This window comes from Gudongella oleilytica (assembly GCF_004101785.1).
Lineage (GTDB): Bacteria > Bacillota > Clostridia > Tissierellales > Tissierellaceae > Gudongella > Gudongella oleilytica.
Genome location: NZ_CP035130.1, coordinates 1,472,573 through 1,487,954, shown reverse-complemented (window position 1 = coordinate 1,487,954; position 15,382 = coordinate 1,472,573). Strand labels below are relative to the sequence as shown.

Here is a 15,382-nt window from a genome sequence, read left to right as displayed (position 1 = left end):
TCTATGTTAGAGAATTTACCAAAGAATTATGATCCAAAGGAGTTTGAAGACAGACTTTATAAGTTCTGGAACGACAATGGGTATTTCACACCTGAAATTGACAAAAATAAGAAACCATACACAATAATGATGCCTCCGCCAAATGTAACGGGAAGCTTGCATATGGGACATGCCCTGAACAATACTATTCAGGATGTGCTTATCAGGTGGAAGAGGATGGAGGGATATTCCGCTCTCTGGCTGCCAGGAACGGATCATGCCAGCATATCTACTGAGGCAAAGGTAGTAGAGAAGATAAAATCTGAAGGGAAAAGCAAGGAGGAGCTGGGCAGAGAAGGTTTCCTTAAGGAAGCCTGGGCATGGACCGACATATATGGCGGGACTATAAAAAACCAATTGAAAAAGCTTGGAGTTTCATGTGACTGGTCCAGAGATAGATTTACACTGGATGAGATGCTTAGCAACGCCGTTGAAGAGGTCTTCGTAAGGCTTTATGATAAAGGACTGATTTACAGAGGAGATAGGATCATCAACTGGTGTCCCAGCTGTCATACTGCAATATCAGATGCCGAAGTGGACCACGAGGATGCTCATGGTTACCTGTGGCATGTTAAATATCCAATAAAGAACAGTGATCAGTTTATTACCATTGCCACAACAAGACCAGAGACAATCCTGGGAGATCTTGCCGTTGCAGTTCATCCAGACGATGATCGATATTCACACTTGGTTGGAAAGACCGCTTTGGTTCCAATCATCAACAGAGAGATACCTGTTATAGCTGATCCATATGTTGAGATGGAATTTGGGACGGGCGCTCTAAAAATAACACCATCCCATGATCCAAATGATTTTGAAGTGGGAGAAAGGCACGGACTTGGCCAATGCGTGGTTATAAACGAGGACGGGTTTATGAATTCCAACGCAGCTGAATTCGAAGGCCTGGAGAGGTTCGAAGCCAGAAAGACTGTGGCCAAAGCACTGGAGGAAAGGGGTTATCTGGAGACAGTTAAGGATCATGACAATGCTGTAGGCCATTGTGAAAGATGCAAAACAATTATTGAACCGCTGATATCAAAGCAATGGTTTGTAAGAATGGAGCCACTCGCTAAGCCGTCATTGGAGGCCTATTATAATGGTGAATTAAGATTTATACCAGAAAGATTCGGGAAGGTATACACACATTGGCTCGAGAATATCAAGGATTGGTGTATCTCAAGACAGTTGTGGTGGGGACACAGACTGCCTGTATACTATTGTGACGATTGTGGAGAGATAATCGTATCAAGAGAAAAAATTACAAAATGCAGCAAATGTGAAAGCACGAATATCCGTCAGGAGACGGACACTCTTGACACCTGGTTTTCATCGGCCCTTTGGCCTTTTTCTACACTGGGATGGCCTGAAGATACTGAGGATATGGATTATTTCTTCCCAACGGATGTTCTTGTAACAGGCTATGATATTATATTTTTCTGGGTCATCAGAATGGTATTCTCAAGCCTTGAGCAGACTGGAGAGCTTCCATTCAAGGATGTTTTCCTTACAGGTCTTGTCAGAGACTCACTGGGAAGGAAAATGAGCAAATCTCTGGGGAACGGAATAGATCCTCTTGAGCTTATTGAAGAATACGGAGCTGATGCTCTAAGATTCACTTTGGTTACGGGTAATACACCTGGCAATGACATGAGATTTTACACTGAAAGAGTTGAGGCAAGCAGAAACTTTGCCAACAAGCTCTGGAATGCCACAAGATTTGTAATGATGAATCTTGACGATGAGACTGAGGATTATACCATCGACACCAAGGAGCTGGAGCCAGAAGACAAATGGATCATTACAAGACTGAATAAGGTTATAGGGGACGTTAAGTCTAACCTGGATAAATATGAACTTGGACTGGCTGCCCAAAGGGTATACGACTTCATTTGGGAGGATTACTGCGACTGGTATATCGAAATGACAAAGACCAGATTATATGGCGAGGATAAAACCTCAAGGGCAACAGCTCAGCAGGTTCTTGTGTCGGTACTGAGAGATACTTTGAAGCTTCTGCATCCTTTTATGCCATTCATAACAGAGGAAATCTGGCAGCATTTGCCCGGCAAGTCGGATGCCCTAATAATGGAAGCCTGGCCAAAGCCTGATAGCGCGTCTTTGTTTGAGGAATCTGAGAAGAATATTGAATTTATCAAGTCAGCCATTAAGGGTATCAGAAATGCAAGAGCTGAGATGAATATTGTCCCCTCCAGGAAGGCAGGGTTGATATTTGTTACTGAGGATGAATCTTTAAAGGAAATAATTTCTCAAAGTGAGAAGAAGTTCAGAACCTTGGCATCGGCTGATTCCATTACATTTACCTCAGATAAAAGCGGATTTGGGGAGGGCTTCGTGTCAGTTGTATTGGATGGATGTGAGGTTTTCCTTCCTCTTGCAGATTTGATTGACTTTGACAAGGAACTGGAGAGACTTGAAAAAGAGAAGGCCAAGCTGGAGGATGAAATCAAGCGGGTTGATGCTAAGCTTTCTAATCAGGGATTTGTCGCCAAAGCACCAGCTAAGGTTGTTGACGAGGAAAAGGAAAAACAGATTAAGTACAAGCAGATGCTTGAAAATGTCTTGGAAAGGATTAATTCCTTAAAGAAATAGTGGGAGGATAAAATGAACTACCAGGAAGCGTTAGCTTATATCAATGATAAGGACAAATATGGCTCCAGGCTCGGTTTGGATTCAGTTGGAAGGTTGTTATACCACCTTGGAGAACCTCATAAGGATATGAAGTATATCCATATTGGCGGTACAAATGGTAAAGGCTCAATATCAGCTTATATTGCAAAATGCCTTGAGACAGCCGGTTATAGGACAGGGTTGTATACATCTCCGTACCTGGAGAGATTTACCGAGAGGATCCAGATAAATGGTGTAGATATTCCAGAGGAGACACTTGGAAGACTTACTGAAGAGGTTAAATCTGCTGCTGATAGAATGGTTTCAGAAGGAATTGAGCACCCTACCACCTTTGAGATAGTAACTGCTTTGGGCTTCCTATATTTCAAGGAAGCTGGAGTTGATTACATCGTACTTGAAGTTGGTCTGGGCGGTAGATTTGACTCGACAAATATTATTGAAAAGTCTTTAGCTTCAGTTATAGCAACCATAGATTATGATCATATGGATGTTCTGGGGACCACACTGGCAGAAATTGCTTATCAGAAGGCAGGGATAATTAAAAAAGACGGACTGGTCGTAGCATATCCACAAAGAGATGAATCCAGGCAGGTTATAAAACGGGTATCTGAGGAGATAGGATCAGACTATGTAGAGGTCGATCCAGATGACATTGAAGTGAAAACTGAAAATGATAAAGGCAGCGTATTTGATTTGCATTATAAAGGTCATTCCCATAAGGGGATCAGAATATCTATGCTCGGTGATTACCAGATTTATAACGCCTCAACAGCAGCAGTTTGCCTTCTTGAATTAAGGGAAAGAGGTTTGGTCAAATTTACTGATGAACAGCTATATGAAGGCTTGATGGGAACAAAATGGAAGGGGAGGCTTGAGGTTCTAAGTCGTGAACCGATCTTCCTGATTGACGGGGCTCATAACCTTCAAGGTATTGAAAATCTGGCAAAGGCCGTAAGTTTATTTAAATTTAAAAGGCTTATTTTGGGTGTAGGAGTCCTTAAGGATAAGGATTATACCCATATGATAGAAAAGCTGATTCCATTGGCCAGCGAGGTTGTTGTAACTGAAGTTAGTATGCCCAGGAAGCTGAAGGCTGATCTGCTGGCTGAGGAAATAAGGAAGTATACTGATAAAGTGTACGTTGAGCCATCAATAGATAAAGCTGTGAGGAAGGCTATCGAGCTGGCTGGTCCTGAAGATATGGTGCTCTTTGGAGGTTCACTTTATTTGATTGGAGAGGTTAGAACAATTGCTAAAACCCTGCTAATATAGCAGGGTTTTAGACTGGATCAATTATTTTCATGATTTTACCAAATATGTTTGAAGGCTCAAGCTTCCAATTAGAACAGATTTTTTTCGCCTGTATCTCATCCGGTATACTAAGGGTAAGCCTGAATATGGTTAAGCCTCTTTCAGTTAAAACAAGATCTACGGAAAATTCTCCTGTTTCTGACAGGAAATATGAGGCGTCAGCTCCTTGCAGCTGCCCTGAGGTTATGAATAATGATTCTACAAGACTACTGATCTGATCCGACAGCTTATCCTTAAAAAGCTCCAGTATAGAATCACCAGCATCTGTTATGGAATAGGTGACTTCTCCTCCGAATTTTGAACTTGCCAGGAATCCACTCTCGGTTAACTCAGAGAGATGCTGTTGAACCTGAAAGAAATTCATATCGAAGTTTTCAATTGCGGCTTCTGATATTTTAGTATTAGTAATATTTGACATTGAAGAACTGGTTATCTTCAAGAGTATCAGTCTTTGTAGAGCTGTGTCCTCTGACATTCCCTGGAACATATTGTATCACCTCATAATATTTGATAGGATTATACCACAGATTTTAGCAGATAATCTATGTGATTTGTTTAAGCCTAATGTGGTGTTGTTCTACCCTTTGGGTATAATGAAAATCAGAAGCTTGATTTTTAGAATAAAGGATGGTATTTTATGAATACAAACCTGATAGTAGGTGCTATAATATTTATAATTATAATCAGCATTCAATTCACCTTGAATCTTATTTTAAGGGAGTTAAGGGAAATAAAACAGATATTGGGGAGAAAATAAGTTGAAGGGAGAGACTGACTTGTTTGAGGACAAAAAAGAGAAGGTTTTAATTTCCAGGGATGAAATAAGCAACAGAGTCAGGGAAATGGGCAAGGAGATCAGCAAAGACTATAGGGGCAAGGACCTCGTAATAGTGTCTCTTCTGAGAGGCAGCTTCATTTTTACTGCCGATCTTGCCAGAGAAATGGACATTCCGGTAGAAATTGAATTTATGACAACAGCAAGCTACGGACACGCTGAGATATCATCAGGAAGAGTTGAGATTCTGCAGGATATACGAGGTGAAATTAAAGGTAAAAGCGTACTGATAGTCGATGATATAATCGATTCAGGTCATACATTATTGAAGGTAATGGAGCATCTGGAGGAGAGGGAACCAGCTTCGATCAAAATCTGCGTAATGCTTGACAAACCAAGCCGTAGGCAGGTGGATCTTGTGCCGGACTACGTTGGGTATGAGATACCCGATGTGTTCATAGTCGGATATGGTCTGAACTACGGAGATCACTACAGGAATATACCTTATATTTTTACATTTGAGTAATTAAACATCACCTGCACTTGCTGCAGGTGTATTTATTGATTCGGAGGAAGTGATTCAGTGAGAACAGAGAGAATTCCATCTCCTAACGGAGTAAATATTTTATACCTTTCGCTCGGTCTGGCATTCCTTCTCGTAGGGGGGTTGGTTCAGAGAAAAGAACTTTATACCGGAATTCTGATAACAGAATATCTAATAATACTCCTTCCAAACATCCTCTTCCTTAAGCTCAGAGGGTATTCCCTGAAGAAGGTTTTAAAGCTGAATCCAATTAGTTTGAAACAGGGATTATTCACTGTTCTTACTATGATATTTGCCTATCCTATAGCCGTATTTCTGAATTATATTATGATGCTATTTCTAAATTCAGTAAGTGACAGTCTTCCCACCGGGGTGCCTATTCCATCGAGCTGGCCAGAGTACTGGCTTGCACTTTTTGTTATCGCGGTAACACCAGGAATATGTGAAGAGGTAATGTTCAGGGGTACGATGCAGTCTGCTTATGGCAGATTGGGAGAGAAGAAGGCATTGATCCTTTCGTCGCTGCTTTTTGGATTATTTCACTTCAATCTTATGAACTTCCTGGGGCCTGCATTTTTAGGGTTGATCCTGGGGATAATAATGATAAAGACAAAAAGCCTGTACGCAACTATAATTGGACATACACTTAACAATGGCATTGCTCTTTCGATTGGTTTTGCTGCCTCAAGTATGCTTGAGAGGCTGGAGGAGGTCGCATCCGGAACACCACAGCTTCCATCAGGGCTTGAAGCTATAGCAGCCTTAGTACTACTTGCAGGGTGGGGGCTCTTTTCACTGGTGATCTTATTTCTGATACTCAAATATTTTCCCAAATCTCAGGAACCTCTGCACGAAACGGAGGTTTTAGATGAGGGTTTCTATGAGTGGGATGATAATCAGCGAGTATACTGGGTTCCTGTTTTTGTAACCATTGGCCTATTCGCCATTGTAAACTATATGTATTTTCTCGCTGGTTAGGAGGGTTTTTATGGGTACTTACGACAAATTTTCAATTCTATATGATCAATTAATGGATGATTTCGACTATAATAAGTGGGGAAAGTACATCAATGACATCATTGCCAACAAAGGCTTGAATGGCAAAAATATCCTTGAGATGGCATGTGGCACTGGAAATCTTACAAAGGAACTCCTCAGGACAGGCTACTTTGTAGATGGATTTGATTCCTCGGAGGAGATGCTTGCTCTTGCGGGCAATAAGCTTAGGAAATACAAAGGGCTGAGACTTTTCAACATGGACATGAGAAACTTCAAAATGGATAAAAGCTATGATGTTGTTTTGGCTATATGCGATAGTATAAACTATATATTGGATGAAAGAGATATTGAGAAGACATTCGCAAATGTATACAGGCACCTTAAGCCAGGAGGTATATTCATATTTGACTTAAACTCCGAGCATAAGCTAAGGAATATACTCGGAAATAATATTTTCCTAGAGGACAGGGAGCATGTTTTCTACACTTGGGAAAACCAGCTTGATGAAGAAACAGGGATAGTGGATTTCATTTTGACTTTTTTCGTAACAGATGATGGACTAAACTACAAACGATTCGATGAGGTCCATCAAGAGAGGGCATATAGAACAGAAGACATAAAAGAGCTTCTGTTAAAAGCTGGTTTTCAAAATATTGAGGCATATGAGGCCTTCAGCTTTGAAAGCTTTAGTAACGAATCTGAAAGGATAAATTACGTCGCAACTAAATTATAGTAAATTACAGAAAAGGGTGATATAGTGAAGGATTATATGATTAGGAGCATGGATAAGCTGGGCAGGCTTAGAATGTTTGCTGCTTCTACAACAGGTATAGTTGAAGAATTCAGAAGACTGCACGGCTCTTCACCAACGGCTACTGCTGCAGCTGGAAGAGCCATCACTGCAGCCGCTATGATGGCTGCAACCATGAAAAACGAAAGAGACAAATTGACATTAAAGATATCAGGTGGAGGACCGCTTGGTTCTATAATAGTTGTTGGGAATAACAAAGGGGAATTGAAAGCACTTGTGGACAATCCAGGTGCCGATGCCCCAAGTACACCTGACAAAAAGCTTGATGTCGGAAGGATAGTTGGTAATGATGGAACAGTTACTGTCATAATGGACCTGGGCTTAAAGGAACCGTATATAGGCCAGACGAGTCTTTTGACTGGAGAGATAGCTGAAGACATAGCAAACTTCTACATGGTTTCGGAGCAATTCCCAACAGCAGTAGGTCTTGGAGTATTGATAGACAAAGACATAACCTGTAAAGCTGCAGGAGGCTATATGATCCAGGTTTTACCATTTATTACGGAGGAGGAAATTTCCCAAATAGAGGAATCCATTAGGAACGCTGAACCTATTTCAACGATGGTTGATAAAGGTATGACACCTGAGGAGATAATGAACTCTCTTCTACCTGGCTTTGATATGGAGATCACGGATACACTCGAGCTAAAGTATCATTGCGACTGCTCAGTTGAAAGGATAAGGGATGTCCTCGTAAGTCTGGGCGACAAGGAGATCCGTGACATAATCGAAGAGGATGGCGAAAGTGAGGTAGTATGCCATTTTTGTAATACGAAATACCGATTTGACAAGGAAGATCTGGAGAAAATCTTATTGACAATAAGAGGGCAATAATGTATACTTGCTATTGTGACATCAGCCCGGAAAGGTTAAACCGGCCCAGATAGCTCAGTCGGTAGAGCAGTGGACTGAAAATCCACGTGTCGCTGGTTCGATTCCGGCTCTGGGCACCACAATAGTACATCAAATGGAAATGCGGGAGTGGCTCAGTGGTAGAGCATCGCCTTGCCAAGGCGAGGGTCGCGAGTTCGAATCTCGTCTTCCGCTCCATACGAGGCGGCATAGCCAAGTGGTAAGGCAGAGGTCTGCAAAACCTTCACCCCCAGTTCAAATCTGGGTGTCGCCTCCAAAACGAAGTCAACCCTTCTTATGACCTAAGAAGGGTTTTGTGTTATGGAGGATAAAATGAAAAATCCCTATGTACCTGAGTCAAGAGCAAGCCTGGCAATCATAAGCAGAGATGCGCCTGAAGCAGTTAAATCAGGTTTAAGAGAGCATATTGAGAATATCATTGAAACGATACCACTTGTTGGTGTATATAAAGCGATATCCAATCACCCGGACATTGCTATGCTCCCTGTTGGCTATAAAAAGCTTGTTGTTGCACCCTCTGTATATGAATACTACAGGGATAAGCTTGAACCTTTCGATTTTGTGGTTATAAAGGGAGCTGGCGAACCAGGGTACAAGTATCCTGCCAATATAAAGTATAATGCGGCGATTCTCGGGAATAGAGTCATATGCAGCCAGGATCACCTCGATGAAATTGCTGAGGCAGAGTTAAGATCTGGAGACCTGCAGATATTGAACGTAAGGCAAGGGTACAGCAAGTGCTCTCTGGCAATTATCGGTGAGGCACAGGGTATTACTTCTGACGTAGGCTTAGCAGCAAGCCTCAGGGAAATCGGATATGATATACTTTTGATCGAGCATGGCCACATCAGACTCCCGGGACTAAACTACGGGTTCATAGGTGGATCAATGGGGTTGTTGTCAGAAAGAGAGCTTTTGATTGCGGGAAGCCTTACCCATCACCCGTCGTGGGGTATTATAAATGAGTTTTTAGGCAAATACAATATCAGGCATATTCAATTAAGCCAGGAGCAAGTCATTGATATCGGAACGATTCTTACATTTTGATGTACAATCTATCAGAAAACAATGATAAAATAAAGACCAGATACTTTTAGTAAGGGGGAAAGTGAATGAGCAAGAATATTGTAAAGCCTTCCATATTACCTGGATTCATGGAACTGACACCACAAAGTCAAATGCTGTTCAACAACATGATGGATACTGTAAGGAAGAATTATGAAAAGTTTGGATTTTTACCCATAGATACACCTGTAATTGAGAAAACTGAGGTATTGCTGGCTAAGGGTGGCGGTGAGACCGAAAAACAGATTTATCAGGTGGTTAAGGGGAGCACGGAAATGTCCTTGAGATTTGATCTTACAGTCCCATTGGCGAGATATGTCGCTCAGCATTATTCAGAACTTGCTTTTCCCTTCAGAAGGTATCACATAGCAAAGGTATACAGAGGAGAAAGAAACCAAAGGGGAAGGTTCAGGGAATTTTATCAGGCAGATATTGATATAATTGGTAATGGTTCCCTGGATATAATCAATGATGCCGAGATACCGAGTGTTATTTATTCAACGTTTAAGGACCTTGGATTCGACAATTTCACTATAAGAATGAATAACAGGAAAATACTGACCGGATTCTTCTCCTCACTGGGAGTTGAAGATCCTCACATAGTTATGAGAGCTGTTGACAAGCTGGAGAAAATTGGCCTGGAAAAGGTCACCGAAGAGCTGCTTGCCAATGGCATCGATAAGGACAGTATCGAATCTATAATTGGTTTCATCGGGATCAAGGGTTCACCGGCTGAAATAATTGATAGCCTGAACTCTCTGAATATTGAGCACGAAGTGTTTCTGGAAGGAGTAAAAGAGATAGGGACAGTCGTAGGTTATCTAAAGTTATTCGGTGTACCGGAAAAAAACTATGCCTTGGATCTTACCATTGCTCGAGGCTTGGATTATTACACAGGTACAGTATATGAAACTATCCTGAACGATTACCCTGATATAGGAAGCGTATGCTCCGGAGGAAGATACGATGACCTTGCATCTCATTATACAAACCAGAAGCTACCAGGAGTAGGGATTTCGATCGGACTGACAAGGTTATTCTATCAACTGGAGGAGGCAGGGATTATTTCCTCTGAGAACTACCATCTTTCAAAGGTCCTTGTAATACCTATGGAAGGATATTCGGCTGAAGGTATCCAGCTTGCTGCAAAGCTTCGAGCCGAGGATGTATATGCGCAGATTTATCTTGAGGATGCAAAGCTTGGGAAGAAGTTCAATTACGCTGATAAGCTGGGAATACCGTATGTGGCAGTGATCGGAGAGGAAGAAAAATCAAGCGGTATGTATACTCTTAGAAATATGAAGACCGGTGAGCAGACCAGACTTTCCATCGAAGGCGTCATACAAAAGCTGCGGGAAATCCATTAACCACAGGACAACAATGTCTTGACACTATAAGGGTTTGCTGGTAAAATTGATACAACATAAATATGAAATGCAAAGATGGGACGAGTAGGATGAAAAAGCATGCAAGAGAAGAAAGGCCATGGCTGAAAGCCTTTCTGATGATATTCATCCGAAAACCACCCCGGAGCATATTCCGAAAGGAAGTACGCAAAGAGCGTTAACCAAAATGAGTATAATTAGGGTGGAACCACGGTCCTTCGTCCCTGCATTCAGCAGGGATGATGGGCCTTATTTTTTTAAGGAGGAATAAAAATGATACGTTTGACTTTGCCTGACGGAACAGTCAGGGAATATGAGAGAGGCATCAAGGTATATGACGTAACTGCTGATATATCTGAAGGCTTGGCAAGAGTTGCCGTAGGAGCTGTTGTTAATGAAAAGATAATGGGGATGCAGGAAAGCATCAATGAAGATTCAAGCTTCAGAGTGGTGAAGTTCGAGGATCCTGAGGGTAAGAAGATTTTTTGGCATACATCAGCTCATATCATGGCATATGCGGTACAAAAGCTATTCCCAGGCGTCAAATTTGCCATAGGGCCAGCAATAGACAATGGCTTCTATTACGATTTTGACACTGAACACAGATTCACCCCGGAAGACCTGGAGCTTATTGAGAATGAAATGCATAATATCGCCAAGGAAGGCTATTTGCTTGAAAGATTTGAAATGTCAAGAGATGAGGCCTTGAAATTTTTTAAGGATAGTGGAGAGGTATATAAGGTTGATCTTATCGAAAACCTACCGCCAGAAGAGATTATTTCTTTCTATAAGCTTGGTGAATTCACAGATCTTTGCGCTGGACCTCACCTATACGATACTAAGAGAGTAAAGGCTATCAAGCTTATGAGTATCGCTGGTGCGTACTGGAGAGGCGACGAGAAGAACAAGATGCTCCAAAGGATATACGGTACTACCTATGAAAAGAAGAAGGACCTTGAGGAATATCTGAACAGGCTGGAAGAAGCCAAAAAAAGAGACCACAGAAAGCTGGGCAGAGAGCTTGATCTTTTTAGTATGCAGGATGAGGGGCCTGGTTTCCCATTTTTCCATCCAAAGGGAATGATAATCCGGAATATCCTTGAAACCTTCTGGAGAGATGAGCATACAAAGAGAGGCTATGGAGAAATAAAAACTCCACTTATACTATCTGAGCATTTATGGCATCAATCCGGTCACTGGGATCATTATAAGGAGAATATGTACTTTACGTCCATCGATGAAGGTGCCTTTGCAATCAAGCCAATGAATTGTCCAGGCTCAATACTTGTTTACAAATCAAAGATGTACAGCTACAGGGATTTCCCTCTCAGGTGGGGCGAGCTGGGCCTGGTTCACAGACATGAGCTTTCAGGAGCGCTTCATGGACTGATGCGAGTTAGAAGCTTTACGCAGGATGATGCTCACTTATATTTGCTGCCTTCTCAGGTCAAGGAGGAGCTTAAAAAAACTATTGACCTTGCTGATTATATATATGGCATATTTGGATTCAAGTACAGGATCGAATTGTCAACAAGACCTGAGAATTCAATGGGTTCTGAGGAGCAGTGGGAGCTTGCGACAACAAGTCTTCAGGAAGCACTGGATGAAAAGGGCATAGAGTATAAGATAAATCCTGGTGACGGTGCTTTCTATGGACCTAAAATAGACTTCCACTTAGAGGACGCTATAGGGAGGACTTGGCAGTGCGGTACAATACAGCTTGATTTTCAAATGCCTGAAAGATTTGACCTGACCTATGTGGACAAGGACAATGAAAAGAAAAGACCGGTAATGGTACACAGAACTATACTTGGCAGCATGGAGAGATTCATGGGAATATTGATTGAACACTTTGCTGGGAAATTCCCTGCTTGGCTGGCTCCAGTACAGGCTACAGTTCTTCCTATATCCGAAAAATTCAATGATTATGCACATGAGATCAGAAGAACAATGGAGGATAAGGGCTTTAGAGTGGAAACTGACGACAGAGCTGAGAAAATAGGATTTAAAATTAGAGAAGCACAGATGATGAAGATTCCCTATATGTTGGTAGTCGGCGAAAAGGAAATTGAAGAAGGCTTAGTATCCGTAAGAAAGCGAGACGAGGGAGATCTTGGCCAAATGAGCATGGAGGCATTCATCGACAAGCTTTCTGAAGAGGTAAGCAAGAAAATAATCTAAGTGGAGGAATTAAATGGAATTCAGACGATATATCGATGCCATGAAAGCTGATTTAATAAAATCCACCCAGGAAAGCATAAGGATCAAATCAGTTGAAGAGTCCGAACTGCCAGGCATGCCCTTTGGAAAAGGAAACCAAGAAGCACTAAATCATTTTCTGGAGTTGGGCGAGAGCATGGGCTTCAGATCCTTAAATCTGGATGGCTACGCCGGACACCTTGAAATGGGTGATGGTGAGGAAACTTTGGGAATACTTGCCCACCTCGATGTGGTCCCTGAAGGAGATGGATGGACATATCCACCCTATGGAGGAGAAATACACAACGGTAAGATTTATGGAAGAGGAACTACTGACGATAAAGGGCCAGCTATGGCGGCCCTTTATGCAATGAAAGCAATCAAAGACAGTGGAATCAGCCTGAAGAGGAAGGTCAGACTCATTCTTGGGTTGAATGAGGAATCAGGCTGGAGATGTATGGAGCATTACTTTTCAAAGGTAGAGCATCCTGATATGGCATTTACTCCGGATGCTGAATTTCCAGTCATCCATGGAGAGAAGGGTATAATTATTTTCAACCTTAAGTACAAGCTGCATCAGTCAGAGGACTGTGAGGTTTTTATTAAGGAGCTTAATGGAGGAATTGCACCAAATATGGTCCCAGACAGTGCTAAAGCTGTGCTGAGTGTGAAAGACAAAGTTTTATTCAAAGCAGCCTTCGATAAATTTACTGATGAAAAAAATTTACCTGTTACTCTTACCAGCTTGGGAGATGACCTGGTAATAGATGCCAGAGGCATCTCTGCACATGGGAGCACCCCTGAAAAAGGAGAAAATGCAATAACACATCTAATGAGTTTTCTTGGAGCAGTATACAATGGCGGATGTTCGATGTGCAGCTTTATTCGTTTATACAACGAAAGGCTTGCCAATAATCATCATGGTGAGAAGATTGGGTGCGGTCTGGAGGATGACGTATCCGGGAAGCTAAATTTTAATGTAGGAATGATAGCGTTAAAGGATAACGAGATTATTATTACAATAAACGTCAGGTATCCCATAAAGTCGGCTGCTAAGGAGGTATATGATGGGATCCGGGAAAACCTTAAGGATACACCTATCCTGTTGGTAGAGGGAAAATCTGATTCCAAGCCACTATATGTTCCGGTGGATAACTTCCTTGTGGAAACGTTGATGAAGGTTTATCAGGAACATACAGGAGATAAGGAATCAAAACCAATAACCATAGGCGGTGGAACCTACGCAAGAGCTACCAAAAATGCTGTTGCATTTGGACCCATGTTCCCAGGTCAGCCAGATGTTGCACATCAGAAGGATGAATATATATCCATAGAGCACCTTGTTGATCTTGCAGATATATACTCAAAAGCTATTTACCAATTGGCTTCGCAATAATTTATTTGACAAAGACCTGGTAGTAGCATATAATGTGTAAGGAATTGAATATTCATCAAAGTAGAAGTTTCCGCTTCTCACCCTATAGCTGAGGCTCATAGGGTAAATATTTCCACAAGGCACCAGGTGCCCTTAATTTGTTGTGGTCGATTTGCGGACATTTCTATGTCCGCTTTTTTTATTTGTTATACACGGGAGGTGTAGGATTATTAAAGAACTTCAAATCAATGAAGAGATAAGAGAAAAAGAGGTTAGACTTATTGACGTGGATGGTAGTCAATTGGGCGTGGTTCCTTTAAAAAGGGCATTTGAGCTGGCTGCAGAGAGAAGGTTGGACCTTGTGAATGTAGCTCCGACGGCAAAGCCGCCTGTATGTAAGATCATGGATTACGGTAAATACAAGTATGAAATGTCTAAGAAGGAAAAGGAAGCCAGAAAGAACCAGAAGATCATAAACATCAAGGAAATAAGATTGACCCCCAATATTGAATCTCATGACTTGAATGTTAAGGCAAACAGAGCCATTGAGTTTCTTCAGGACGGAGATAAAGTTAAAGTCTCTGTAAGGTTTAGAGGAAGAGAAATGGGCCATACTGAAATGGGCAAGGAAGTTTTGGACGAATTTGCAAAGCTGATAGGCGATGCAGGAAAAATTGAGAAAGAAGCAAAATTGGAAGGCAGAAACATGACTATGTTTTTGATGCCGAAACCAGAATAAGGTTAGGAGGATATAGACAATGGCAAAAATGAAAACTCACAGAGGCTCCGCCAAAAGGTTCAAAAGAACAGCAACTGGTCTTTTGAAGAGATTCAAGGCATACAAGAGCCATAAGACAGGCAAGAAATCAGCCAAGAGAGTAAGGAATCTTAGAAAGGGAGCTTTGGTTAGCAAGGGCGATCAAAAGAGAATTGATTCAATGCTACCATAGTTACCAGATTGATATATAGGAGGATTGTAAAATGGCAAGAGTAAAGAGAGCGATCAATGCAAAAAAGAAGCATAAAAAAATACTAAAGCAAGCCAAGGGCTACTTCGGAGCGAAGAGCAAGCTGTTTAGACCTGCAAATCAGGCAGTTATGAAATCACTGAACTATGCTTACATCGGTAGAAAGCAAAGAAAAAGAGACTTCAGAAAGCTTTGGATCGCAAGAATAAATGCGGCTGCAAGACTTAATGGAATGAGCTACAGCAGATTCATCAATGGTCTTAAGAAGGCTAACATAGAAGTAAACAGGAAAATGCTTTCAGAGATGGCTATCCATGACTCAGAGGGCTTCGCAAAGCTCGTAGAAATTGCAAAGGGTAATTAATCATGCAAAAGTTCCACTAAGGAAC

Annotated in this window: 14 protein-coding genes and 3 tRNA genes; 16 read left to right on the top strand and 1 reads right to left on the bottom strand. The window is 41.7% G+C overall.

All coding sequences use genetic code 11. The features are described from left to right. Nucleotides 1-3 precede the first annotated feature (3 nt). Together EC328_RS07125 and EC328_RS07120 are read left to right on the top strand one after the other, a co-directional pair. The gene (locus EC328_RS07125; RefSeq protein ID WP_128426130.1) at nt 4-2,649 is read left to right on the top strand and encodes a valine--tRNA ligase; all 2,646 of its coding nucleotides are present in this window, start codon (nt 4-6) and stop codon (nt 2,647-2,649) included. Nucleotides 2,650-2,661: 12 nt separating this feature from the next. Continuing rightward, nucleotides 2,662-3,960 carry a bifunctional folylpolyglutamate synthase/dihydrofolate synthase gene (locus EC328_RS07120; RefSeq protein WP_128426129.1) on the top strand — a complete coding sequence of 433 codons (1,299 nt, stop codon included), beginning with the start codon at nt 2,662-2,664 and terminating at the stop codon, nt 3,958-3,960. Between the two features lie 7 nt (nt 3,961-3,967). Here the strand turns inward: EC328_RS07120 and EC328_RS07115 are convergent, their stop codons facing one another. Then, on the bottom strand, nt 3,968-4,486 hold the full coding sequence (locus EC328_RS07115) for a DUF4364 family protein (RefSeq protein ID WP_128426128.1): 519 nt from the start codon (nt 4,484-4,486) through the stop codon (nt 3,968-3,970). 271 nt (nt 4,487-4,757) lie between these two features. Here EC328_RS07115 and hpt point away from each other — a divergent pair, with 271 nt between their 5' ends. The 14 genes from hpt (at nt 4,758) to rplT (ending at nt 15,357) form a co-directional block, all read left to right on the top strand. Next, nucleotides 4,758-5,300: a hypoxanthine phosphoribosyltransferase gene (gene hpt, locus EC328_RS07110; RefSeq protein ID WP_276318530.1), complete on the top strand. Its 543-nt coding sequence runs from the start codon at nt 4,758-4,760 to the stop codon at nt 5,298-5,300. A 57-nt stretch (nt 5,301-5,357) separates the two neighbouring features. After that, the gene (locus EC328_RS07105) at nt 5,358-6,296 is read left to right on the top strand and encodes a type II CAAX endopeptidase family protein (protein WP_128426127.1); all 939 of its coding nucleotides are present in this window, start codon (nt 5,358-5,360) and stop codon (nt 6,294-6,296) included. A gap of 10 nt (nt 6,297-6,306) precedes the next feature. Further along, nucleotides 6,307-7,050 (top strand): class I SAM-dependent DNA methyltransferase, encoded by a 744-nt coding sequence (locus EC328_RS07100; protein ID WP_128426126.1) that lies wholly within the window; start codon nt 6,307-6,309, stop codon nt 7,048-7,050. A gap of 36 nt (nt 7,051-7,086) precedes the next feature. Further along, entirely contained in the window at nt 7,087-7,962 is an 876-nt protein-coding gene (gene hslO / locus EC328_RS07095) for an Hsp33 family molecular chaperone HslO (RefSeq protein ID WP_240671461.1), read from the top strand. Between the two features lie 43 nt (nt 7,963-8,005). After that, nucleotides 8,006-8,081, top strand: a tRNA-Phe gene (locus EC328_RS07090). Nucleotides 8,082-8,103: 22 nt separating this feature from the next. Beyond that, nucleotides 8,104-8,178: transfer RNA gene (locus tag EC328_RS07085), tRNA-Gly, on the top strand. Nucleotides 8,179-8,183: 5 nt separating this feature from the next. Next, a tRNA-Cys gene (locus EC328_RS07080) sits at nt 8,184-8,257 on the top strand. 56 nt (nt 8,258-8,313) lie between these two features. Further along, nucleotides 8,314-9,048: a DUF6873 family GME fold protein gene (locus EC328_RS07075; RefSeq protein ID WP_128426124.1), complete on the top strand. Its 735-nt coding sequence runs from the start codon at nt 8,314-8,316 to the stop codon at nt 9,046-9,048. A gap of 65 nt (nt 9,049-9,113) precedes the next feature. Beyond that, nucleotides 9,114-10,433 (top strand): histidine--tRNA ligase, encoded by a 1,320-nt coding sequence (hisS, locus tag EC328_RS07070; protein ID WP_128426123.1) that lies wholly within the window; start codon nt 9,114-9,116, stop codon nt 10,431-10,433. Nucleotides 10,434-10,724: 291 nt separating this feature from the next. Next, on the top strand, nt 10,725-12,632 hold the full coding sequence (gene thrS / locus EC328_RS07065) for a threonine--tRNA ligase (protein WP_128426122.1): 1,908 nt from the start codon (nt 10,725-10,727) through the stop codon (nt 12,630-12,632). A gap of 13 nt (nt 12,633-12,645) precedes the next feature. Next, complete coding sequence (pepV, locus tag EC328_RS07060; RefSeq protein WP_128426121.1) at nt 12,646-14,046, top strand: dipeptidase PepV; 1,401 nt, start codon at nt 12,646-12,648, stop codon at nt 14,044-14,046. Between the two features lie 187 nt (nt 14,047-14,233). Further along, nucleotides 14,234-14,764 (top strand): translation initiation factor IF-3, encoded by a 531-nt coding sequence (infC, locus tag EC328_RS07055; RefSeq protein ID WP_128427019.1) that lies wholly within the window; start codon nt 14,234-14,236, stop codon nt 14,762-14,764. A 19-nt stretch (nt 14,765-14,783) separates the two neighbouring features. Further along, complete coding sequence (gene rpmI / locus EC328_RS07050; RefSeq protein WP_128426120.1) at nt 14,784-14,975, top strand: 50S ribosomal protein L35; 192 nt, start codon at nt 14,784-14,786, stop codon at nt 14,973-14,975. Between the two features lie 31 nt (nt 14,976-15,006). Then, nucleotides 15,007-15,357, top strand: a complete 351-nt coding sequence (gene rplT / locus EC328_RS07045; protein WP_128426119.1) for a 50S ribosomal protein L20 — start codon at nt 15,007-15,009, stop codon at nt 15,355-15,357. The last annotated feature ends 25 nt before the right edge of the window (nt 15,358-15,382 follow it).

Excerpts from the sequence above, each read along its gene's own strand:
- EC328_RS07125 (WP_128426130.1), top strand. The coding sequence starts at position 4 with ATGTTAGAGAATTTACCAAAGAATTATGATCCAAAGGAGTTTGAAGAC.
- EC328_RS07120 (WP_128426129.1), top strand. The coding sequence starts at position 2,662 with ATGAACTACCAGGAAGCGTTAGCTTATATCAATGATAAGGACAAATAT.
- EC328_RS07115 (WP_128426128.1), bottom strand. The coding sequence starts at position 4,486 with ATGTTCCAGGGAATGTCAGAGGACACAGCTCTACAAAGACTGATACTC.
- EC328_RS07100 (WP_128426126.1), top strand. The coding sequence starts at position 6,307 with ATGGGTACTTACGACAAATTTTCAATTCTATATGATCAATTAATGGAT.
- hslO (WP_240671461.1), top strand. The coding sequence starts at position 7,087 with ATGATTAGGAGCATGGATAAGCTGGGCAGGCTTAGAATGTTTGCTGCT.
- EC328_RS07075 (WP_128426124.1), top strand. The coding sequence starts at position 8,314 with ATGAAAAATCCCTATGTACCTGAGTCAAGAGCAAGCCTGGCAATCATA.
- hisS (WP_128426123.1), top strand. The coding sequence starts at position 9,114 with ATGAGCAAGAATATTGTAAAGCCTTCCATATTACCTGGATTCATGGAA.
- thrS (WP_128426122.1), top strand. The coding sequence starts at position 10,725 with ATGATACGTTTGACTTTGCCTGACGGAACAGTCAGGGAATATGAGAGA.
- pepV (WP_128426121.1), top strand. The coding sequence starts at position 12,646 with ATGGAATTCAGACGATATATCGATGCCATGAAAGCTGATTTAATAAAA.
- rpmI (WP_128426120.1), top strand. The coding sequence starts at position 14,784 with ATGGCAAAAATGAAAACTCACAGAGGCTCCGCCAAAAGGTTCAAAAGA.
- rplT (WP_128426119.1), top strand. The coding sequence starts at position 15,007 with ATGGCAAGAGTAAAGAGAGCGATCAATGCAAAAAAGAAGCATAAAAAA.